This is a genomic window from Flavobacterium sp. AC267, assembly GCF_979258715.1.
In genome coordinates, this window is the sequence record NZ_OZ409875.1 from 1,760,055 (window position 1) to 1,784,403 (window position 24,349).

The 24,349-nt window shown below is 34.3% G+C and carries 11 protein-coding genes and 2 pseudogenes; all 13 read left to right on the forward strand.

Features of this window, described 5'->3' with window-relative positions; genetic code table 11:
* Nucleotides 1-13: 13 nt before the first annotated feature.
* Nucleotides 14-238 carry a hypothetical protein gene (locus ACZZ95_RS09100; RefSeq protein WP_463468796.1) on the forward strand — a complete coding sequence of 75 codons (225 nt, stop codon included), beginning with the start codon at nt 14-16 and terminating at the stop codon, nt 236-238.
* On the forward strand, nt 168-3,839 hold the full coding sequence (locus ACZZ95_RS09105) for a DUF7507 domain-containing protein (protein WP_463468797.1): 3,672 nt from the start codon (nt 168-170) through the stop codon (nt 3,837-3,839). The genes ACZZ95_RS09100 and ACZZ95_RS09105 overlap by 71 nt, the downstream gene beginning before the upstream one ends.
* A gap of 91 nt (nt 3,840-3,930) precedes the next feature.
* Nucleotides 3,931-4,230, forward strand: a complete 300-nt coding sequence (locus tag ACZZ95_RS09110) for a gliding motility-associated C-terminal domain-containing protein (RefSeq protein WP_463471647.1) — start codon at nt 3,931-3,933, stop codon at nt 4,228-4,230.
* A gap of 46 nt (nt 4,231-4,276) precedes the next feature.
* Nucleotides 4,277-5,188 carry a PorP/SprF family type IX secretion system membrane protein gene (locus tag ACZZ95_RS09115; RefSeq protein ID WP_463468798.1) on the forward strand — a complete coding sequence of 304 codons (912 nt, stop codon included), beginning with the start codon at nt 4,277-4,279 and terminating at the stop codon, nt 5,186-5,188.
* 8 nt (nt 5,189-5,196) lie between these two features.
* A complete protein-coding gene (locus ACZZ95_RS09120) occupies nt 5,197-7,206 on the forward strand; it encodes an OmpA family protein (RefSeq protein ID WP_463468799.1) in 2,010 nt (669 codons plus the stop codon).
* Between the two features lie 2,490 nt (nt 7,207-9,696).
* Complete coding sequence (locus ACZZ95_RS09125) at nt 9,697-10,122, forward strand: CBS domain-containing protein (RefSeq protein WP_095953344.1); 426 nt, start codon at nt 9,697-9,699, stop codon at nt 10,120-10,122.
* 156 nt (nt 10,123-10,278) lie between these two features.
* A pseudogene (locus ACZZ95_RS09130) lies at nt 10,279-12,571 on the forward strand (NADP-dependent malic enzyme).
* A 78-nt stretch (nt 12,572-12,649) separates the two neighbouring features.
* Nucleotides 12,650-13,231, forward strand: coding sequence for a Holliday junction branch migration protein RuvA (ruvA, locus tag ACZZ95_RS09135; protein WP_095953346.1), 582 nt, complete (start codon nt 12,650-12,652; stop codon nt 13,229-13,231).
* 25 nt (nt 13,232-13,256) lie between these two features.
* Nucleotides 13,257-20,473 (forward strand): annotated as a pseudogene (gene sov, locus ACZZ95_RS09140) (T9SS outer membrane translocon Sov/SprA).
* 85 nt (nt 20,474-20,558) lie between these two features.
* Nucleotides 20,559-20,939 (forward strand): glycine cleavage system protein GcvH, encoded by a 381-nt coding sequence (gene gcvH / locus ACZZ95_RS09145; RefSeq protein WP_463468800.1) that lies wholly within the window; start codon nt 20,559-20,561, stop codon nt 20,937-20,939.
* Entirely contained in the window at nt 20,932-21,315 is a 384-nt protein-coding gene (locus tag ACZZ95_RS09150; RefSeq protein WP_463468801.1) for a VanZ family protein, read from the forward strand. The genes gcvH and ACZZ95_RS09150 overlap by 8 nt, the downstream gene beginning before the upstream one ends.
* 115 nt (nt 21,316-21,430) lie before the next feature.
* Nucleotides 21,431-22,174 (forward strand): deoxyribose-phosphate aldolase, encoded by a 744-nt coding sequence (gene deoC / locus ACZZ95_RS09155; protein WP_463471648.1) that lies wholly within the window; start codon nt 21,431-21,433, stop codon nt 22,172-22,174.
* A 19-nt stretch (nt 22,175-22,193) separates the two neighbouring features.
* Nucleotides 22,194-24,317 (forward strand): gliding motility protein RemB, encoded by a 2,124-nt coding sequence (locus ACZZ95_RS09160; protein ID WP_463468802.1) that lies wholly within the window; start codon nt 22,194-22,196, stop codon nt 24,315-24,317.
* The last annotated feature ends 32 nt before the right edge of the window (nt 24,318-24,349 follow it).

Here is a 24,349-nt window from a genome sequence, read left to right on the forward strand (position 1 = left end):
ACGCTTACTTTAAATGGAAGTGCAATTTGTTCATCTGCTTGCAGGAACTGGTACAATTACATCATCAACTTCAGCAAATGGAGTAAGTTATCAATTATATAATTCAAGTAATACGGCAGTTCAATCCTCTCAAACAGGAAATGGTTCAGGACTTACATGGTCAAATCTTGCAAGCAGGTACTGGATATTATGTTACTTCAGCATCAAGTACAACACCAATATGTACCACATCAAGTAATATGGTAGATATTACGACTACAGCAAATCCGTCAAAACCAACATTTGATTCCGTTACACAACCTGTATGCGGGACATCAACTGGAAGTTTTACAATTACAAATTATAATTCTACTTATAATTACGTTATAACTCCTGGTGGAGCTACATTGAATACAACAACAGGTGTAGTTACAGCATCAAAAGGAACATATACAGTCACAGCCACATCTAATGGTTGTACATCTGATGTTTCAGATTCAGTTAAAATTAATTCGGAAATTTGTGCAAAAGATGATTCTTCATTCACAGCAGTTCCAAATGCATTAACGACAGTAACAGTTGGAAATGTAACCGCAAACGACACCTTAAACGGAACAGCAGTTACAGCATCAAACACAGATGTAACAGCAATTACAACAGGTCCGTTAAGTATTGATGCGGACGGAGTCCTGACTCTTGCGCCAAATACTTTATCAGGCACTTATAAAATTACTTACGAATTATGCGAGACAGGCGCAAACCCTGCAAACTGTGATACAGCAGAAGCGACAGTTGTGGTAAAGGGAACTCTGGACGCAAAAGATGATTCTTCATTTACCGCAGTTCCAAATGCAGTAACAGCAGTAACAGTTGGAAATGTAACCGCAAACGACACCTTAAACGGGACAGCAGTTACAGCATCAAATACAGATGTAACAGCAATTACAACAGGTCCTTTAAGTATTGATGCGGACGGAGTCCTGACTCTTGCGCCAAATACTTTATCAGGTACTTATAAAATTACATACCAATTATGCGAAACAGGCGCGAATCCTGCAAACTGTGATACAGCAGAAGCGGCGGTTGTGGTAAAAGGAACTTTGGATGCAAAAGATGATTCTTCATTTACAGCAGTTCCAAATGCATTAACGGCAGTAACAGTTGGAAATGTAACCGCAAACGACACCTTAAACGGAACAGCAGTTACGGCATCAAACACAGATGTAACAGCAATTACAACAGGTCCTTTGAGTATTGATGCGGACGGAGTCCTGACTCTTGCGCCAAATACAGTATCAGGTATTTATAAAATTACATACGAATTATGCGAGACAGGCGCGAATCCTGCAAACTGTGATACAGCAGAAGCGACAGTTGTGGTAAAAGGTAATATTAAAGCAGTTGTAGACATAATTTCTCCAATTAATGGAAATACTGGTGGAACTACCGTTGCATTAACAGGAAATGATACTTTAAACGGAAGCCCAGTTGCAATAGGTACGAATTCCGGTACTATTAGTATAAATATTGTTGGGACGTTACCAACAGGATTGACATTAAATGCAAATGGAACTATTACAGTAAATCCAAACACTCCAAGAGGAGATTACAATGTAGAATATATAATATGTGAAGTTGGTGCAGTCCCTGCCAATTGCGATTTTGTGACTATAGTGATACCAGTTACAACAGGTGATCTTGTAGCAAATGAAGATCTTCTGCCTTCAATCGTTGGATCAAATACAGATCAGGTATTAGGCATAAATGTTTTGGATAATGATACTAAAAATGGAGTGAAATTAGATCCTGCAGATGTAATTCTAACAGTTTCAAAATTAGATCCAAAAGGGTATTTAGTATTGAATCCAGATGGAACATTGACTTTAGGAGCTAACGCCCCAGCAGGAGACTATGAGTTAGAATATACAATCTGCGAGAAATTAAATACTTCAAACTGTAAATCAAATACAGTTAAGGTAACCGTAACTGCTCCAAAAATTGAAGCAGTTGCAGATCCCGTAACTTCAATTAATGGAAATATTGGAGGAACAACAATATCGTTAATTGCTAATGATAAATTAAATGGAAATCCAGTAGCGACAGGGACATCTTCAGGAGAGGTTAAGTTTAATATTATTGGAACACTTCCTGCAGGATTTACATTAAACCCAGATTATACCATTACTGTTGCGCCAAATACGCCGGCGACAAATTATAATGTAGAATATCGCATCTGCGAAAATACCAATCCGACAAACTGCGATTCAGTAATTTCAGTAGTAATAGTTACAGGAGGAAATCTTATTGCAAATGAAGATCTTGTACCATCTGCAGTTGGAGTTAACGTTCCGCAAACAGTAATAAATGTTTTCAAGAATGATACAAAAGATGGAAACGCTCTTGTACCATCAGATGTAAAGCTTACTTCAGGAACAGATCCAAAAGGATATTTAACATTAGATGAAAATGGAAATGTTATCCTTTCGCCTAATGCACCAGCAGGAGATTATGAGTTACCATATACAATTTGTGAGAAATTAAATTTAGATAACTGTAGCTCTAATGTTGTAAAAGTAACGGTAACAGAACCAAAAATGACAGTAATAGCAGATAGCTACTGTGCCAACAACGTTCCTTACGTAAACTATACAGTTACTCCGGATAATTTTACAACAAGTAATCTATTGACAATTAAATGGATTGATAGTGCAAATAATGTTGTAGCGACTCAATCAAACTTACCATTAAGCGGTACTATTATCTGGCCGGGCGCAGTAGTTGATGGCAGGGGAAATGGAGTAGATTGGCCGGGATGGATTTTAAATAACGGACAGTGGACAGAAGGCACAGATGGCTTTGAACTTACACGAAATGGAGTGAAAATGGAATTTTCATTAAATCCAACTGTTACCGTTTCTGTTGCTTATCCAGCGGCGGTATCAGGTTGTAATGCACGTCCAACATTCTCAATTAAAGCAAATAATGACGAAGCAGGACCAATTGATGTGAAAAAAGGAATTAATGCCTCATTTAATATTTTTGCAAATGATATTGTCAACGGAGTGAGCCCAAATCCTTCTGATGTTATTTTATCAACAGTTGTTGCAAATCCAAATTTGACGCTAAATCCAAACGGTTCAATAGACATTAAGACAAATACGCCAAACGGAATTTATGAATTAACGTATCAAATTTGTGACGCTTCAAATACTTCAAATTGCAGTCAGGCGGTAATTAAAATTACGGTGTTGAATAGTGTGGACCCAGCTCCTCCAACATCAATTCAAATTACTTTAGAAAATGACAATAATAGTAGTGTTGACGGAATTAACGGCGCTATTGAATTTGTGAATGTTTTAGACAATGATTTGATAAACGGACAGCCAATCAATCCTGAAAATGTTGTAGTTAAGCCTTTAACAACTAATACCTATTTTGAATGGAATGCAGATGGAACTGTAAGTGTTAAACCAAACACACCAGGAGGAGATTATGCATTAACTTATCAGGTTTGTGAAAAAGGAAGTACAGCAAATTGTGCAACAGCTGTTTTAAATGTTTTTGTTGAAGTTCCAGCTATTGCAGTTGTAAAAACTGCCGTTTTCAACGACGAAAACAAGAGCGGTTTTGCCAATGCAGGAGAAACAATCACGTATAAATTTACGGTAACAAACACAGGAAATGTACCTCTTATAAATGTTACGGTGACAGATCCTTTAACGGGAGTAATGGTTTCAGGACAATCAATTTCATTGGCCGTGGGTGAATCTAACAACTCTAATTTCAGTGCGGTTTACAAAATAACACAAGAAGACATTAATCGAGGCAGTGTAAGTAACCAAGCATCTGTAAAAGGCTGACAGTGCGAGAGGAGTAAATGTTGAAGATCTTTCAGACGATTCAAGTAATAGTGGAGATAATCCTACTGTCTTAGATTTAAATGGCTGTTCAATTAAAGTCCTTAACGCTTTCTCTCCAAATGGAGACGAGAAGAATTCAAGATTCTACATTCGTGGTATAGAATGCTACCCAGAGAATAGTGTTGAAATTTACAATCGTTGGGGAGTTTTGGTTTTCAGTATAGATCATTACGATAATAATGACAGAGTTTTTACAGGATATTCTAACGGACGTTCTACGGTTAAACAGACAGACAGCCTGCCAGTAGGAACCTATTTCTATATTTTGAAATACAAAGACAGTGCTAATAACCCACACCAAGAATCAAGTTACTTATACATCAATAAATAAAAATAGATTACGGATTAGTGCATCTAAGCCGTTTAAAGCTTACTAAATGAAAAAGTTAATTTTAATTTTTATGTTTTTTTCGATTGTGTCCAATGCGCGACAAGACGCGCAGTTTACGCAGTATATGTACAATACAATCGAAATTAATCCAGCGTACGCAGGTTCGAGAGGAGCTTTGAGTGTCTTTGGATTATACCGTACGCAGTGGGTTGGGTTAGATGGTGCCCCAGAAACAAGTACATTTTCTGTAAATACACCTTTAAGTAACAGCGATTTAGGTTTAGGGGTTTCTTTAGTAAATGATAAAATCGGACCAACGACAGAAAATACACTATCGGCAGATTTGTCTTATACCATTCCAACTTCAGAATCATGGAATTTATCTTTCGGAATAAAAGGAACAGCAAATCTTTTTAATCTGGACATCAATAAATTGAGTATGGAAGATCAGGACGATCAGCAGTTTCAGAATTTGAAAAACAGAATATCTCCTAATGTTGGTGCCGGAATTTATTACCATTCAGATCGTGCTTATATCGGATTATCTGTGCCAAATTTTATCGAAACAAATCGTTATGATTCTGATGATACAGCTATTTTCAAAGAAAAAATCAATTATTATTTAATTGCAGGTTATGTATTTAATCTGGATCGTTTAGAATACATCAAATTCAAACCAGCTATAATGACCAAAATGGTCGAAGGAGCACCTTTGCAGGTAGATGTTTCAGGAAATTTTATGTTTAATGATAAATTCGTTTTAGGAGTCGCGTATCGCTGGAGTGCTTCTGTTAGTGCTATGGCAGGATTTCAAGTTACAAAAGGAATGTATATAGGTTATGGTTACGATCATGAAACTACAAGATTGAGAAAATACAATTCTGGATCTCATGAAATTTTCCTAAGATTCGACTTCTTCAATAATTATAATAAAATGATATCTCCAAGATTCTTTTAATGATACCTATGAAAGTTAAAAAATTACTTTTGATCTTTTTGCTGTCAGCTTTTTTTTCAAATGTGAATGCCCAAAATCCATTCACCAATATGAATTTGAAATATGCAGATAAAAAGTACGATGAATACGCTTACGCGGATGCCATAAAAGTGTATGAAAATTTAGTAAACGCCGAGAACAATAATGAAGGAATTATGCGGCGTCTCGCAAATTCTTATTATTTTAATGGAGAGCTTAAAAGCGCCTTAAAATGGTACGAACAATTATTTGCAATAAATCCAAATCAGCAATCAGAATATTTGTACCGTTATGCCCAATCTTTAAAATCGGCGGGGAATTATCGTAAATCTGACGAAGTTTTACAAAAGTTTAATGAACAAGCAGTTTTAGAAAAAAGAGCCGATTTAATTCGAAGTGATAAAAATTATTTAGAGCTAATAAAAGAAAATTCAGGCCGATTCCAAATTGCCGATGCTGGAGTGAATTCTAATTTTTCAGATTATGGAAGTACGGTTTACAATAATAAAATAGTTTTTACATCTGCGCGCGATACAGGCGGAGTCGTTAAAGCTAATTTTCAATGGACAAACAGATCTTTCTCTCGATTATACACCGCAGTTTTAATGCCCGATGGAAGTGTTGGAAAACCAGAGCTTTTAGTAAAAAGGAAAAAAGACAATTTCAATGAGTCAAGTCCGATTTTTACAAAAGACGGCAGAACGATGTATTTTACCCGAAATAATTTTACGGACGGAAAAAGAAGAAGCAACGATAAAAATGTTACGCTTTTAAAATTATACAAAGCAGAATTAATTGATGACGAATGGAAAAATATTCAAGAACTTCCATTCAACAGCGACCAATATAGTACAGCGCATCCAGCTTTAAGTGTGGACGAAAAAACATTGTATTTCGCATCAGATATGCCCGGAACGTTGGGACAGTCAGATCTTTTTAAAGTCGCGATTAACGAAGATGGCACTTTTGGGAAACCAGAAAATTTAGGTCCTGCAATTAATACCGAAGGAAGAGAAACTTTTCCTTTTATTTCTGGAGATAACGAATTGTATTTTGCAACTGACGGTCGTCCAGGTTTGGGCGGATTGGATATTTTTGCTGTGCGAATAAAAGCTAACGGAACTTTTGACGAAGTGCTTAATGTTGGCGAGCCTGTAAATAGTAAGCAAGACGATTTTGCTTTTTCTATTGACAGTAAAAACAGAAACGGATTTTTCTCTTCAAATAGAGAAAGCAGTCAAGGTTTAGATGATATTTACCGATTTACCGAAACCAAAAGATTAATCTGCGAACAAAACTTGACAGGAACAGTAAATGATGTAGAATCTAATGAACTGCTTGCCAATACTTCACTTACTTTGTTTAACGATAAATTTGATCCAGTTGGAACAATTTTTACAGATGATAAAGGAAATTATAGTTTTCCTGCTGTAAAATGCGGCAGAAAATATACGATTAGAACCTCTAAGAATGATTACAACGCAAAAGAAGTTTCTGTGCATATTTCAAAAGATGCCGAAACTACTTTGATGATTGGATTAAATAAAGTTTTCAAACCTTTAGCGGCAAAAACAATCGAAGTTAAAAAAATTGCTATAAGTCCAGTTAAATTGGGATCGATAAGAGTCGGAGCAGATTTAGCAAAATTATTACATCTTCCGATGAACTTCTTTGATTTGGGTAAAGCAACGATCAAAAAAACATCAGAACCGCAATTGTTAAAAGTGGTGAATCTTTTAAAGGAATATCCAAATATGAAATTAGATATTCGTTCGCATACCGACAGCCGTTCGTCTTCAGAAAGCAATCAGATTCTTTCAGAAAAAAGAGCACAGTCTACTAAAAACTGGCTTGTTCAAAAAGGAATAGGCGAAGAACGTTTGTCTGCAAAAGGTTATGGGGAAACGCAATTGGTAAACAAATGTGCCGACGGAGTAAAGTGTACCGAAAAAGAACACATGCAAAACAGAAGAAGTGAGTTCATCATTGTAGCAATGTAATTAAAGAAATTCCAATTTTTTGAAATTCCAAATTCCAATTGGTTTGATAAAATAATTGTCACGAAGTACGAAATCAAAGCCCTTTTCTAAAGTTTAGAAAAGGGTTTTTGTTTATAAAAAACAGTAATATGTATTTTGTTTCATTAAATATCAAATATCCCTACGGGATAATATTTGGGTGGGAATATTTTTTTTTCTACCAATGAATAACTCCTAGCGGAGTTTCTAACTATATGTTTACTCTTTTATACAATCTTGATTGATATTTACTTTGCGACCAATCTATAATTTCTCACAGTGTTTTTCTACAAAAACTCCGTTAGGAGTTTCTCATCGGTAGCCTTGAAATGATTTTCGATCCGCATTTTGTCCCTTCGGCACATCTGATATTGTGACAAAAACAATTAATAAATAATTAATTTCATTTTATTATTCACGTTTAAACAATAAAACAAATCTAATTTTCCTCAGTCCCAGAGGGACGTAATATTTATAGAAATATTATAATCCCCATAAAAGAAACCCCATCGATGTGATATGTCGCTCCAAAATCTTTTTTCTATTCAAATATCCCTACGGGATACTATTTGGGTGGGAATATTTTTTTTTTCTACCAATGAATAACTCCTAGCGTAGTTTCTAACTATATGTTTACTCTTTTATACAATCCTAATTGATATTTACTTTGCGACCAATCTGTAATTTCTCACAACGTTTTTTTCTACAAAAACTCCCTTAGGAGTTTCTCATCGGTAGCCTTGAAACGATTTTCGATCCGCATTTTGTCCCTTCGGGACATCTGATATTGTGACAAAACAATTAATAAATAATTAATTTCATTTTTATTATTCACGTTTAAACAATAAAACAAATCTAATTTTCCTCAGTCCCAGAGGGACGTAATATTTATAGAAATATTATAATCCCCATAAAAGAAACCCCATCGGGGTGATAAGTAGCTCCAAAATCTTTTTCTATTCAAATATCCCTACGGGATAATATTTGGGTGGGAATACTTTTTTTCTACCAATGAATAACTCCTAGCGGAGTTTCTAACTATATGTTTACTCTTTTATACAATCCTGATTGATATTTACTTTGCGACCAATCTATAATTTCTCACAGTGTTTTTTCTACAAAAACTCCGTTAGGAGTTTCTCATCGGTAGCCTTGAAACGATTTTCGATCCGCATTTTGTCCCTTCGGGACATCTGATATTGTGACAAAAACAATTAATAAATAATTAATTAATTTCATTTTTATTATTCACGTTTGAACAATAAAACAAATCTAATTTTCCTCAGTTCCAGAGGAACGTAATATTTATAGAAATTTTTATATTCCCCATGAAACAACCCCATCGGGGTGATATGTCGCTCCAAAATCTTTTTCCTATTCAAATATCCCTACGGGATAATATTTGGGTGGGAATATTTTTTTTTCTACCAATGTATAACTCCTAGCGGAGTTTCTAACTATATGTTTACTCTTTTATACAATCCTGATTGATATTTACTTTGCGACCAATCTATAATTTCTCTCAGTGTTTTTTCTACAAAAACTCCGTTAGGAGTTTCTCATCGGTAGCCTTGAAATGATTTTCGATCCGCATTTTGTCCCTTCGGGACATCTGATATTGTGACAAAAACAATTAATAAATAATTAATTTCATTTTATTATTCACGTTTAAAAAATAAAACAAATCTAATTTTCCTCAGTCCCAGAGGGACGTAATATTTATAGAAATATTATAATCCCCATAAAAGAGACCCCATCGGGGTGATATGTCGCTCCAAAATCTTTTTTCTATTCAAATATCCCTACGGGATACTATTTGGGTGGGAATATTTTTTTTTCTACCAATGAATAACTCCTAGCGTAGTTTCTAACTATATGTTTCCTCTTTTATACAATCCTGATTGATATTTACTTTGCGTCCAATCTATAATTTCTCACAACGTTTTTTTCTACAAAAACTCCGTTAGGAGTTTCTCATCGGTAGCCTTGAAATGATTTTCGATCCGCATTTTGTCCCTTCGGGACATCTGATATTGTGACAAAAACAATTAATAAATAATTAATTTCATTTTTATTATTCACGTTTGAACAATAAAACAAATCTAATTTTCCTCAGTCCCAGAGGGACGTAATATTTATAGAAATATTATAATCCCCATAAAAGAAACCCCATTCGGGGTGATAAGTAGCTCCGAGGGTGCTATATTCCTTATTATCTTTTGCTATAAATATTTGGTCCGCAGGAGCATTTTAAAAATCTCTTTTAGTTGTAAAAATTCAATAAAAGTTAAAAAATCTAATTTTCTTCAAAAAATAAATCTAAATCTTTTCTTTCTTTAATGGATAATTTTCAAAATGTTAGATTTGATGTATAATGTTTAAAATGAATTAGTTGTGATTTTAAAAAATCGATTTCAGTCGCAAATCGTGTTTGTTTTTATTATAACTTTATAAACCTAAAAATTTTTCATTATGACTGTAGATCAAATACTTAAAGCAAAAGGAAGAAATGTGTATTCCGTTGTTTCCAATTTAACGGTTTATCAAGCGTTAAAAGTAATGGGAGAAAAAAACATTGGAGCAATCTTAATCATTGACGATAATGATTTAAAAGGAATATTGTCTGAAAGAGATTATGCCCGTAAAATTGTTTTAAAGGATAAATCTTCTAAAGAAACATTTGTTCATGAGATTATGGAAAGTAATGTTTTTACAGTAAAACTTTCAGATAATCTTGAAGATTGTATGGAACTTATGAGCGAAAAAAGAATAAGACACCTGCCTGTATTAGAAGATGGAACAGTGGTTGGAATAATTTCAATCAGCGATGTGGTGAAGGCAATTATAGAAATTCAAAAAGATACCATTAATCATTTGAATTCTTATATTTCTCAATAAAGCACAGCTAAAAGCGATAAAAATTTAAAACGAGTCCAATTTCTATTGGACTTTTTTTTATTTATCAAAATCGATTTTAAGAAAAGAAAACGCTAAAAACACGCCATTTTAAAACAAGACTTATATCTTTGTAAGCTAGAATAAAAGCTAAAAATAATGAACAAAGAGAGTAAAAGAAGAGAAGCGTTACTGTACCATTCAGAACCGACTCCAGGAAAAATTCAGGTAGTTCCAACAAAAAAATATGCAACCCAAAGAGACTTATCATTGGCTTATTCGCCAGGAGTTGCAGAACCATGTTTAGCAATTGCAGAAAACATTGATGACGTTTATAAATATACAGCAAAAGGAAATTTAGTAGCTGTAATTTCAAACGGTACAGCTGTTTTAGGTCTAGGAAATATAGGTCCTGAGGCAGGAAAACCTGTAATGGAAGGAAAAGGTTTATTGTTTAAAATATTCTCTGATATCGATGTTTTTGATATCGAAATCAATACCGAAAATGTTGAAGAATTTATTCAAACGGTAAAAAATATTTCTCCAACTTTTGGCGGAATCAATCTTGAAGATATTAAAGCGCCAGAATCTTTTGAAATCGAAAGAAGACTGGTAGAAGAATTAAATATTCCGGTAATGCACGACGATCAGCACGGAACAGCAATTATCTCTTCAGCAGCTTTAATCAATGCACTTGAATTAGCAGGAAAAAAAGCAGAAGACGTAAAAGTAGTAGTTTCTGGAGCAGGATCTGCGGCAATTGCATGTACTGATTTGTACGTTTTATTGGGTGTGAAAGTGGAAAATGTTTTAATGTTCAACAGCAAAGGACTTTTAACAAAAGACAATCCTGCACTTTCAGATTTACAATTAAAATACGCTATCGACGGACCAAAAATTTCTTTGGCAGAAGCAATAAAAGACGCAGATGTTTTCATCGGATTATCGTCAGGAGATATTCTTTCTCCAGAAATGCTGTTGACAATGGCAAAAAGTCCGATCGTTTTTGCAATGGCAAATCCGAATCCGGAAATCGATTATAATTTAGCTGTAGAAACTCGTAAAGATGTTATTATGGCGACAGGACGTTCAGATTTTCCTAATCAGGTAAATAATGTTTTAGGTTTCCCTTATATTTTTAGAGGAGCACTAGACGTTAGAGCGACTAAAATTAACGAAGAAATGAAAATGGCGGCTGTAAAAGCTTTAGCTATTTTGGCAAAAGAACCAGTTCCAGAACAAGTTAACGTAGCTTACGGCGCGACAAAACTAGGTTTCGGACAAGAATATATTATTCCTAAACCATTTGATCCTCGATTGATTACTGTTGTAGCTCCTGCAGTTGCAAAAGCAACAATGGAATCTGGAGTGGCAAAAAATCCAATTACAGACTGGGCGACTTATGAAGATAATCTTCGCGAGCGTATGGGGAATGATAATAAAATGGTTCGATTGATTACCAATCGTGCAAAATTAGACCCTAAAAGAATTGTTTTTGCTGAGGCAGACCAGTTAAACGTACTAAAAGCGAGCACAAATTGTTTATGAGGACGGAATTGGATTCCCAATTTTATTAGGAAACAAAGAAGCAATTTTAGAATTAAAAGCAGAATTAGGTTTTGATGTTGATCTGGAAATTATTGATCCTAAAACAGATGAAGAAGCAGTAAGACGTAACAAATTTGCAAATTCTTTTGGGAAACGAGAGGACGCAGAGGGGTTTCTAAACTAGATGCTGAGAAATTCATGCGCGAAAGAAACTATTTTGCAGACAATGATGGTTAACGAAGGAGAAGCAGATGCAGTAGTTACTGGATACTCTAGAAGCTATCCTTCAGTAGTAAAACCAATGATGCAGTTAATTCCAAAAGCGCAAAACGCGTCTCTTATCGCGACTGCAAACATGATGCTTACGTCTCGCGGACCAATGTTTTTATCAGATACTGCAATAAATATTAATCCATCTGCACAAGATTTGATTAATATTGCAATTATGACTTCTAAAACAGCAAAAATGTTTGGAGTTGAACCTGTTATTGCAATGGTTTCATTCTCAAACTTTGGTTCTTCAACAAGTGAGAGTGCTTCAAAAGTTAGAGAAGCAGTAGCTTATTTACACAAAAATCATCCTGAAATGATCGTTGATGGAGAAATTCAAGCAGATTTTGCTTTAAATCCAGAAATGTTGCAGGAGAAATTCCCATTCTCTAAATTAGCAGGAAAAAAAGTAAACACATTAATTTTCCCTAATTTAGAATCTGCAAATATCACTTACAAATTATTGAAAGAATTGTATAAAGTGAATTCAATTGGACCAATCATGATGGGTATGGGTAAACCAGTTCACATTTTCCAATTGGGTGCAAGCGTAGAAGAAATGGTAAATATGGTCGCTATTGCAGTTATTGATGCACAAGAAAAAGAAAATAAAAAAAATAAAATCACACAATAAACGTTCTAATGAGGATTGAGTAAAAATGTCGTATTTTTATGGCATTTTTATTATATTTGATACTAATAAATTATATTTATGATAGCACATTTGCAGGGCAGATTAGTAGAAAAAAATCCTACAGAAGTTGTGATTGATTGTGGAGGTGTTGGTTATCAGGTGAATATATCTTTGCATACCTTCTCATTAATTCCAAATTCTGAAAATATAAAATTGTATACGCATCTTCAAATTAAAGAAGATGCGCATACTTTATATGGGTTTGCCGAAAAATCGGAGCGTGAAATTTTTAGAATGTTACTTTCGGTTTCAGGAATCGGAGCGGGTATCGCAAGAACGATGCTTTCGTCGATAGAACCACGACAAATTATAAACGCCATCGCATCGGGAGATGTGGGTGTAATTCAGTCTATCAAAGGGATAGGGAACAAAACAGCACAAAGGGTTATACTTGATTTAAAAGAAAAAGTGTTAAAGTTGTACGATTTGGATGAAGTTTCGGTAGTCCAAAACAATACAAATAGAGATGAAGCGTTATCTGCTTTGGAAGTTTTAGGTTTTGTTAGAAAAGCTTCTGAAAAAGTAGTAGAAAAGATTGTCAAAGAAGATCCAGAAGCTACAGTGGAAACAATTATCAAAAAAGCTTTAAAAAGCTTATAAAATTCATTCTATATAAAAGAATTCTATGCGTAAAATTTGTATTTTGTTGCTGGTCTTGCTCTGCGGTAATGTTTTGCGTGCGCAGGTAACCCCGGCAACTCAAGATACAACTAAAACTCAGTTTTCAGTTGGTAAAATTGAACTCGAAGATCCTCCGAGTGTTCTTTCAGCTTACAGATATGATCCTATTACAGATCGTTATATTTTTACCAATTCGGTCGACGGTTTCTCAATCAATTACCCTTTAATATTAACTCCAAAAGAATACGAAGATTTAGTCTTAAAAGAATCCAGAAGAGATTATTTTAGGAAAAAATCTGATGCCATTGATGGTAAAAAAGCAGGAAGTGAAGCGACTAAAAAAGATTTGCTTCCAAGATATTATATCAATTCCAGCTTATTTGAAAGCATTTTTGGAAGTAATACTATTGATGTAAAGCCCACAGGATCAGTTGAAATGGATCTGGGTTTGCGTTACACCAAACAAGACAATCCTTCATTTTCGCCCAGAAACAGATCCAGCCTGACTTTTGATTTTGATCAAAGGATCAGTATGAGTTTAATGGGGAAAATAGGAACTCGTCTGGAAGTAAATGCAAATTACGATACACAATCAACATTTGCTTTTCAGAATCTTTTAAATTAGCCTACACACCAACTGAAGATGATATTGTTCAAAAAGTAGAAGTTGGTAATGTTAGTATGCCGCTAAACAGTACCTTAATTCGAGGTGCTCAAAGTTTATTTGGGGTTAAGACGGTATTGCAATTTGGTAAAACAACTATTACTGGAGTATTCTCAGAGCAGAAGTCTCAGACCAAAAGTATAGTCGCAGAAGGTGGAGGGACAGTTCAGAACTTTGATTTGTTTGCTTTGGACTATGATAATGACCGACATTTCTTCTTGTCTCAATACTTCAGAAACAAATACGATTCGTCTCTAAGAAATTATCCATTTATTGACAGCCGTGTTCAAATTACAAGATTAGAAGTATGGGTTACCAATAAACAAAATAGAGTAACTACAAACAATAACAACTTAAGAAATATTATTGCGCTTCAGGATTTAGGTGAAGGTCAGGTTACCGGCGTGCCAGATAATGAAGTTGTCGTGATTACCAATTCAGCAGGATTTTTTAATAATCCTATAGATTCTCCAACAGATAACACAAACAACAAATACGATCCAGTCGCAATAGGTAGAGCGGGAAGTTATTTAAATTCTAATATTAGAGAAATTGTTACTGCAGGTTCTGGATTTAATAATGCAAATATAAGTGAGGCCACCGATTATTCTGTTTTAGAAAACGCTAGAAAATTAACTACAAACGAATATACTTTCAATTCGCAGTTAGGATATATTTCGTTACAGCGACGTCTGGCAAATGACGAAATTTTAGCCGTTGCTTTTGAATATACAGTAGGAGGTAAAGTTTATCAAGTCGGAGAGTTTGGAAGTGATGGTGTAGATGCAACTGTTGTTACCGGAACAAATAACACCAATCAAGCTATTGTTACGCAGAGTTTGGTTTTGAAAATGCTGAAAAGCAGTTTGACAAACGTTAACAATCCAGTTTGGAACTTGATGATGAAAAACGTGTATCAAATTCCACAAGCATATCAAATCAAGCAGGAAGATTTCAGGCTGAACATTCTTTACACAGATCCTTCGCCTATAAATTATATCGATCCTGTACCAGGAACAACTTTTCCAGCAAATCCTTCGCCAGATGATAGGGTTGAGAAAACTCCTTTATTAAATGTATTTAATCTGGACCGCTTAAATTACAATAACGATCCACAAAGTGGAGGAGATGGTTTTTTTGATTATGTTCCAGGGGTAACAGTCGATGTGCAAAATGCCCGAATTATTTTTACAACCAAAGAGCCTTTTGGGGAACTTTTGTTTAGAAAATTAAATACAGGAACTGCGGGTGAAAATTATAATGATCCAACGACCTATAATGATAACCAGCGAAAATATGTATTTAGAAATATGTATCGAAGCACACAAGCTGGTGCACTGCAGGATAGTGACAAAAACAAATTTTTATTAAGAGGAAAATACAAATCTTCAGGAAGCAACGGTATTCCTATTGGAGCCTTTAATGTTCCTCAAGGTTCTGTTGTTGTAACTGCGGCCGGAAGAGTTTTAATTGAAGGTATTGATTATAGTGTAGATTATCAATTAGGAAGAGTGCAGATTCTCGATCCTTCGCTTCAGGCTTCTAATACGCCAATTGAAGTTTCTTTGGAAAACAATTCCATTTTTGGACAACAGACCAGAAGATTTATGGGGGTTAATATCGAACGTAAAATGTCTGAAAACTTTGTTTTAGGAGCAACGTTATTAAAGATGACAGAACGTCCTTTTACTCAAAAGTCAAGTTATGGACAGGAATCTGTAAATAATACTATTTTTGGTTTTAACGGAAATTATTCAACAGAAGTTCCTTTTTTAACAAGATTAGCGAATAAGCTTCCAAATATTGATACAGATGTTCCTTCTAATCTTTCGATTCGTGGTGAAGTGGCGTTTTTAAAACCGGATGCTCCCAAAGCAAGTGATTTTGAAGGAGAAGCTACTATTTATATCGATGACTTTGAAGGTTCTCAGACAACAATAGATATGCGGTCTGCTTATGCATGGAGTTTAGCTTCAACACCATTTGTAAACTCAATAAACGATAATACTTTTAATGCCAATTCAAATACTTTAGAATATGGTTATAAACGTGCAAAATTAGCTTGGTATACTATTGATCCAGTTTTTTACGCATCAAAACCTTCTGGGATTTCAAATAACGATTTGTCTTTTAATTCTACCAGAAGAATTTACAGTAGAGAACTTTATCCAAATACCGATATTGCGCAAGGACAAATTCAAGTTGTTAATACATTGGATTTAACTTATTATCCATCAGATAGAGGGCCTTACAACAACAATCCTAATTTTGGAACAAGTAGTCCTACAACCAACTTTGGAGGAATCATGCGCGCGCTTAACTCTACCAATTTTGAGCAGGGAAATGTCGAATATATCCAATTCTGGGTACTTGATCCTTATGTTGGAACAGGAGAATCGCGACCAAATAATACCGGTAAAATTTATTTCAATTTAGGTGAAGTTTCTGAAGATGTTTTAAAAGACGGAAGAAAACAATATGAAAACGGATTAGGCCCAGATCAGGTTAAGGTAAATCCGCGACCAATTTGGGGAGATGTTCCGGCGTCTCAATCATTAATTTATGCATTTGATACCAATCCTGAAAACCGTAGAAACCAAGATGTCGGTTTAGATGGTCTTCCAAATTCTAGCGAAGGTTCCGTTTATACAAATTACGCAGGTGAAAGTGATCCTGCAAGCAGATGATTATACGTACTATTTAAATACAGATGGAGGCGTTTTAGACCGTTATAAAAAATATAATGGAACTGACGGGAACTCCGCAGTAAGTGTAGATGATCCAAATCGTGGTTCTACAACACTTCCAGACGTTGAAGATATTAACCGTGACAATACCATGAGTACAATCAATGCGTATTATGAATACAGTATTGATTTAAGACCAGGAATGCAGGTTGGTGAAAATTACATCACAGATGTTAGAGAAGTTAGTAATGTAGAACTTCCAAATGGATCTACAACTAATGCAAGATGGATACAATTTAAAATTCCAGTTTCGCGTACCTCAAAATACAATTGGAAATATTACAGACTTTAGATCAATTCGTTTCATGCGTATGTTTATGACTGGGTTTAATGATCAAATGACTGTTCGTTTCGGAGCGTTAGATTTAGTTAGAGGAGAGTGGAGAAGATATACAGGAACGCTTGACGCTAATGATACAAATCCAGAAAACGACGGAACTGAATTTGATGTTGCAGACAGTTAATATTCAAGAAAACAGTACGAAGTGTCCTGTAAATTATGTTATTCCTCCAGGAGTTCAAAGAGAGCAGTTGTATAATAACAATACAATTATTAACCAAAATGAGCAGTCTCTAGCATTGCGAATTGGAGGTTCAGGATTAGAATATCAAGATTCAAGAGCAGTTTTCAAAAATGTAAGTGTTGATATGCGTCAATACAAAAAATTGAAAATGTTCCTTCACGCAGAATCACTTCCAAATGAAAGTCCGCCGCAAGATGATGAAATGATAGGATTTATTCGTTTCGGTAACGATTTTACACAAAACTTTTATCAGATCGAAATTCCATTAAAGGTAACAAGTTCGGGAGGATCATGTTCGATAAGTCCAGATCAGGTTTGGATGGACGAAAATAATATTGATGTGGCTCTGTCATTGTTGACAAGAATGAAAATATTAGCCATGAAGATTGATCCTAACGATGCTAGAAGAGATGTAAATGGTATTTATTATCCAGATAGGGATCCGTCTGTTGAAGGAGGTGACCAGGACGGTAAATTGACATTAGGTATTAAAGGAAATCCGAATTTTGGTTTAGTTCGAAATTTAATGGTCGGAGTAAAAAGTGCGGGAGATCATAAAGATATTAAAGGAGAAGTTTGGTTTAACGAGCTTCGTATGTCTGATTTGGAAAACAAAGGAGGTATGGCGGCATTGTTAAATGTTGATACCAATATGGCAGATTTTGCAACTTTATCGGCATCGGGTAAAAAGAGTACAATTGGTTTCGGTTCTCTAGAACAGGGAGCTAATGAAAGAGATCGTGAAGATATTCAGCAGTACAATATTGTAACCAATTTAAATTTAGGAAAATTGCTTCCTCAAAAGTGGGGTATCAACCTGCCATTCAACTATGCGATTGGAGAAGAAGTTATTACTCCAGAATATGATCCGTTTAATCAGGATATTAAATTAGATCAATTAATTAGAGAGACTACAGATCCAGCAGAAAAAGAAAATATCAGAACGCGTGCAGTAGATTATACTAAGCGTAAAAGTATCAACTTTATTGGGGTAAGAAAAGACAGAGCACCAGAACAAAAGCCTCACGTTTATGATGTAGAAAACTTTACATTTTCTCAATCTTACAATCAAGTAGAAAGACATGATTATGAAGTGGAAAATTATGAGGACGAACAATCTAATACGGCGATAAATTATGCTTACACGTTTCAGCCAAAAGAAGTAGTTCCTTTCAAGAAGACTAAATTCATGAAAACCAGTGAATATTGGAAACTTTTAAGCGATTTTAATATTAATTATCTTCCTTCGAATGTTTCTTTCAATACCAATATAATCAGACAAAGCAATCGCCAGCAGTTTAGACAAGTTGATTTGGAGGAAGGCGACATTGGTCTTGATCCACTTTATAGAAGAAACTTTGCATTTAACTACCAATATGGTTTCGGATTTAATTTGACCAAATCATTAAAGTTAAATTATACGGCATCGTCTAATAATATCGTGAGAAACTTTTTAAATGATGATAATTCACCAAAAGAAGATTTTAATATCTGGGACGATTATTTTGATATTGGTACACCAAACCAGCACTTACAGCAATTGGTTTTAAACTATGATATTCCAATTAATAAAATTCCAATTTTTAGTTTTGTAAAAGCGAGTTATTCTTATACAGCCGATTATAATTGGCAGAGATCTTCGACAGCTTTTTCTCAATATGAAGATGCAAATGGAGATTCATGGGATTTAGGAAATACAATTCAGAATGCGAATTCAAATACTTTAACGACAACATTAAATATGAACATGTTGTATAAGTATTTAGGATTAACTCCAGGTGCAAAAAAAGCAGCGAAAACAAAACCAATGGCACCGCCAAAACCAGGAGAAAAGATTGTAAATACGGCTAAACCAACTGTAAGCAGCAGTCCTTTTTATGATGGTTTAATAGGCGTTTTGACAAGTGTTAAAAACATTCAGATTAATTATACTAAAAACAGCGGAACTGTTCTGCCGGGATATATTCCAGGAGTTGGTTTCTTTGGAACATCAAAACCTTCTTTAGGATTTGTGTTTGGTAGTCAGGATGATGTACGATATGAAGCGACTAAAAATGGATGGCTGACCAATTATCAGGATTTTAATCAAAATTTTACGCAGGTAAGTAATAAACTTTTGAAAGTTACTGCCAATGTAGATTTGTTTCCTGATCTAAAAATTGATTTAAATATGGATCGTGCTTACTCTGAAAATTCATCAGAACAATATAGTGTAGATCCTACTACAAATCAATACATGCCTTTATCTCCATACACTTACGGAATGTTTTCTATTTCGACAGTTTTGATAAAAACATCTTTTTCTACGAGTACAGAAACAGAATCGGCGACTTTTGATGATTTTAGAAGTAATCGTTTGGTTATTGCAAACCGTTTGGCTGAAGAGCGTTATGGGGCGGGAGCAAGAATTCCAAGATATGGAGATGCAAACAATCCTATTCCTGCGGAAACAGATCCGAATTATAAAATTTTTGTAGCAAACGAAGGTTACCCGATTGGTTTTTCAAAAAGTAATCAAGCGGTTTTACTGCCATCTTTCATGGTCGCTTACACAGGAGCAAATGCTTCAAGCAGTTCTACAGATATATTTAGAAGTTTTCCTATTCCAAACTGGACTGTAAAATATAATGGTTTGATGCGTTATAAATATTTTAAAGATCATTTCAAACGTTTCTCTTTACAGCACAATTATAGAGCTTCGTATACGATTAGTCAGTTTAGATCAAATTTTGATTATTTAGAAACACCAAACGGACAGGATGTAAATACAAATTTCTACAATAAAACAATTATGTCAAATGTCAACTTAGTAGAGCAGTTTAGTCCGCTTATTCGTGTTGATTTCGAGTTGAAGAGTTCACTTCGTTTATTAACAGAAATTAAAAAAGATCGTGCTCTGTCTATGAGTTTTGATAATAATTTGTTGACAGAAGTTAAAGGTGTAGAATACGTTGTGGGATTAGGATATCGTTTTAAGGATGTAATTTTCTCTTCAAGATTAGCAGATAATCCGACGGGAATTATTAAAAGTGATATCAATATAAAAGCAGATTTTTCATTTAGAAATAATGAAACTCTGGTTAGATATTTAGATTACGATAACAATCAATTGGCGACAGGACAAAATATTTGGACTTTAAAGTTAACTGCTGATTATGCTTTCAGTAAAAACTTGACAGCAATATTTTATTATGATCATTCGTTCTCGAAAGCAGTTATTTCGACTTCATTTCCTTTAACGAACATCAGATCCGGTTTCACACTTCGTTATAATTTTGGAAATTAATTTTTGGTTTCTAAACTAGATTTCATTAGAAGATTATTACATTTGTGGCTTAAATTTTAAATTATCAATTTTCAAACATACTATTATGAGCATACCAGCAAATTTAAAGTACACAAAAGATCACGAATGGGTTAGCATCGAAGGAGATGTTGCGACTGTAGGAATTACTCATTTTGCACAAAAAGAGTTAGGGGATATCGTGTATGTTGAGGTAGAAACTTTAGATCAGACACTTTCAAAAGATGAAGTTTTTGGAACTGTTGAGGCTGTAAAAACAGTTTCAGATTTATTCTTACCATTAACAGGTGAAATCATTGCTTTTAATGAAGATTTAGAAAGTGCTCCAGAAACTGTAAATTCTGATCCATACGGAGCAGGGTGGATGATTAAAATTAAAATCGCTGATGCAGCAGAAATTGATTCTTTATTATCTGAAGAAGCTTATAAAACTTTAATCGGTGCCTAAATTATTATTGCTGATTTGGGCAATTTTATGCTCTGGAATTATTGCTTATTTCTGTTTGACAGATTCCAGTAATTTACCAGCAGTTAATTTTCCAAGTCTTGATAAAATTATACATTTCTGTTTTCATTTTGGATTTACTATTTCGTGGATTGTGTTTTTCAAAAAAGAATTAAAAGGAAAAGAAGCAGATGATTTTAAAGCCTATTTAATTTCTTTTATATTTTCTGTTTTTTTTGGAATTACAATCGAGATCCTGCAAGTCGCTCTTACTGTAACTAGAGTCGCAGATGTTTCAGATGTTCTGGCAAATGCTCTTGGAGCCTTTACGGCAGTTTTTTCTGCGATAGCCTTCAAAAAGCAGATCGATAAAATATAAATTAGAAACCCACTTCGGTGGGTTTTTTTGTACAAGAAAATCAAAGCTTTAAAAACGCTGTTTTTTATCAATATAAAATGTACTTTTGTGCTGGTTTTCTGCAACTTCTATCATTATGAATGTAAAGCAATATTTAGATTCCACTTATTTAAAAACTGCCTCGCAAGCTGGTCTTTCTGAAGCAGAAAATACTATTGTGGTTAAAAATGCAATTGAAGAAGCAATTCAGGAAGGATTTAAGCTAATTATGATTCGGCCGGAATATGTTGCTCTGGCGAAAGAAATGATTACAGAAGCCAATTCTGTTTTACTGGTTGGAACCGTAATTGATTTTCCAGAAGGCAAGTCTAGTCTTGAAACCAAAATCAAGGAAGCAAACGAAGCAATCGCAAACGGTGCAGACGATTTAGATTTTGTTTGTAATTATGAAGCTTTCAAAAACGGCGAAATAGATTTAGTCAAACAGGAAATTTTGTTTGGAACACAAATTGGTTTAGCCAATAATAAAACAGTAAAGTGGATTATAGAAGTTGTCGCGCTGACAGATAAAGAAATTATCCAGTTGTCTGTACTTATAAAAAATGTTGTAGTGTCAAATTTTCAAGAAGAAGAATTTGCATCTGTTTTTGTAAAATCTTCAACGGGTTTTTATAAAACCGAAGAGGGCCAGCCCAACGGGGCAACTATTCCAAAAATAATTATCATGCTTGAAAATGCTTCGCCATTATCCATAAAAGCAACCGGTGGAGTTCGTTCATTTGAAGAAGCAGTAGAAATGATTCTTTTAGGAGTTAAACGTATCGGTACTTCGGCGGCAAAAGCAATTGCAAACGGAGAAGATTCCCCAAATCAATATTAAATAAATACCTATATTTTAAGTGAATAAGTTTTTTTTAGCCCTTGTTTTTATTTTTTCATTTTTCATTGTTTCTTCACAGCAAAATGGCAGTTCTTCGATTCAGCCTGGTTTTACTGCAGAAATGTTTCCCATTTTTCCAAACTGTGAAAATTTAGAAGGTAAAAAATTAGAAAATTGTTTTTACAAAGAAGTTCAGGACTTTGTGTTTGGTAATTTTCAAGTTCCAGAAAATTTAAAACAAAACAATTATAAGGAAGCAGTTAAAGTGCTTTTTGAAGTTAATGCCGAAGGAGAGTTTAAAGTAATTTATGTTTCAGCAGGAAATGAAGAATTATCTAATGAAGCAAAACGTGTATTTGGAAAATTTCCAAAAATAAAACCTTCAACTTATAACGGAAAAGCAACTTATTCTAAATATACTATTGCTATAGATGTGCCTTTGAAAAGCTCAGAACAATTGGCGACAGAAGCTTTAGCGACGTCAGAAATTTTAAAGCCAATCGAAAAACCAATGACAGAGCTGGATAGTATTGTGTATAAAAAATACAACAATCCAGAATTTGAAAGTCATTTAAATATTCCATTTTCTCATAGTTATTACGCTCAGTTTGATGGAGCAATGAATCAGGTAGGAAGTAATAATCACACGGCTTCTAAACCTTATACTTATACAGAGGTTTCTAAATATTATAACCTAAAAGCAGTAAATCAGTCATTACAAAAAAATGTTTCAAGCTGGTTAGGGAGAAAGTGGTGGAATGAAAACATGGTGCAGATTCAAGGAGAAGATTACTGGTTTTCTTTAAACCCAATTGTTGATTTACAAATGGGTAAAGCTTCAGACAGCGATGCATCTTATACTTATGTGAATACAAGGGCACTGAATTTTAGAGGAGGTTTAGGAAAACAGATTAATTTTACAACCACATTTTTTGAAAGTCAAGGAAGATTTGCGGGTTATTTTAATGATTATGCGGAATCAATCAAACCATCTGGAGGAAATCCGGCGATAATTCCGGGTGTTGGAATTGCGAAACGTTTTAAAACAGATGCCTATGATTTTCCTTTAGCCGACGCTAATATTACTTTTGCACCAAGTAAAATTTTTGATCTGCAGTTAGGATATGGCCGTAATTTTATTGGAGATGGGTATCGCTCACTTTTAGAAGGTGATGGAGCAAGTCCGTATCCTTATTTTAAAATTAATACCAATTTCTGGAAGATAAAATATACCAATACGTATATGTGGATGAAAGATGTTCGCCCAGAAGTAACGGAAGAAAGAACTTATGCTACTAAATTTATGGCAAATCACTATTTGAGCTGGAATGTTTCAAATAGATTAAATTTAGGTTTCTTTGAATCTGTAGTTTGGACGGATTCAAATAATAGAGGTTTTGATATAAACTTTGTAAATCCAATTATTTTTTACCGTGCGGTAGAATTTGGTTCTTCATCTAGGAGTGGAAATGCACTTTTGGGATTAACAGGTAAATACAAATGGAATAATAGTATTAATTTATATTCTCAATTTTTAATTGATGAGTTTTCGGTTTCAGATGTAGGAGCAGGAAATCAAAGCTGGAAAAATAAATTTGGTTTTCAAATAGGAGCAAAGTACTTCAATGCATTTAATGTAAAAGATTTGTTGTTTCAGGTAGAGTTTAATCATGTTCGTCCTTATGTTTATTCGCACAGTGCTGTTATTACCAATTACGGACATAATAATCAAAGCGTAGGACATCAATGGGGAGGAAACTTTAAAGAGTTACTCGTAATTGGTCGTTATCACAAAGGTCGTTTGTATGGAGATGCGAAATTTACCATGGGAACAAGAGGTTTAGATTTTGATACAGCTGAAGATTCGTTTAATTACGGAGGAAATATTTATAAAAGTTATGATGTAAACCGCCCGTACGATACAGGTGTAAAAGTAGGGCAGGGAAATAAAACAAGTATTTTTATTGCAGATATTCAAGCTGGTTATCTAATTAACCCAATGACGAATTTAAAATTATTCGGAAGTTTAATTTATCGAAATTTTGATCCAACTCAAGAAACTGCGACAACTTTTAAGCAAAGTACCACTTGGTTTAGCATTGGTTTACGCTCGGATATCTTTAATTGGTATTTTGATTACTAGTTTTTAATAAGATTTTTCGAAATAATAGTGTT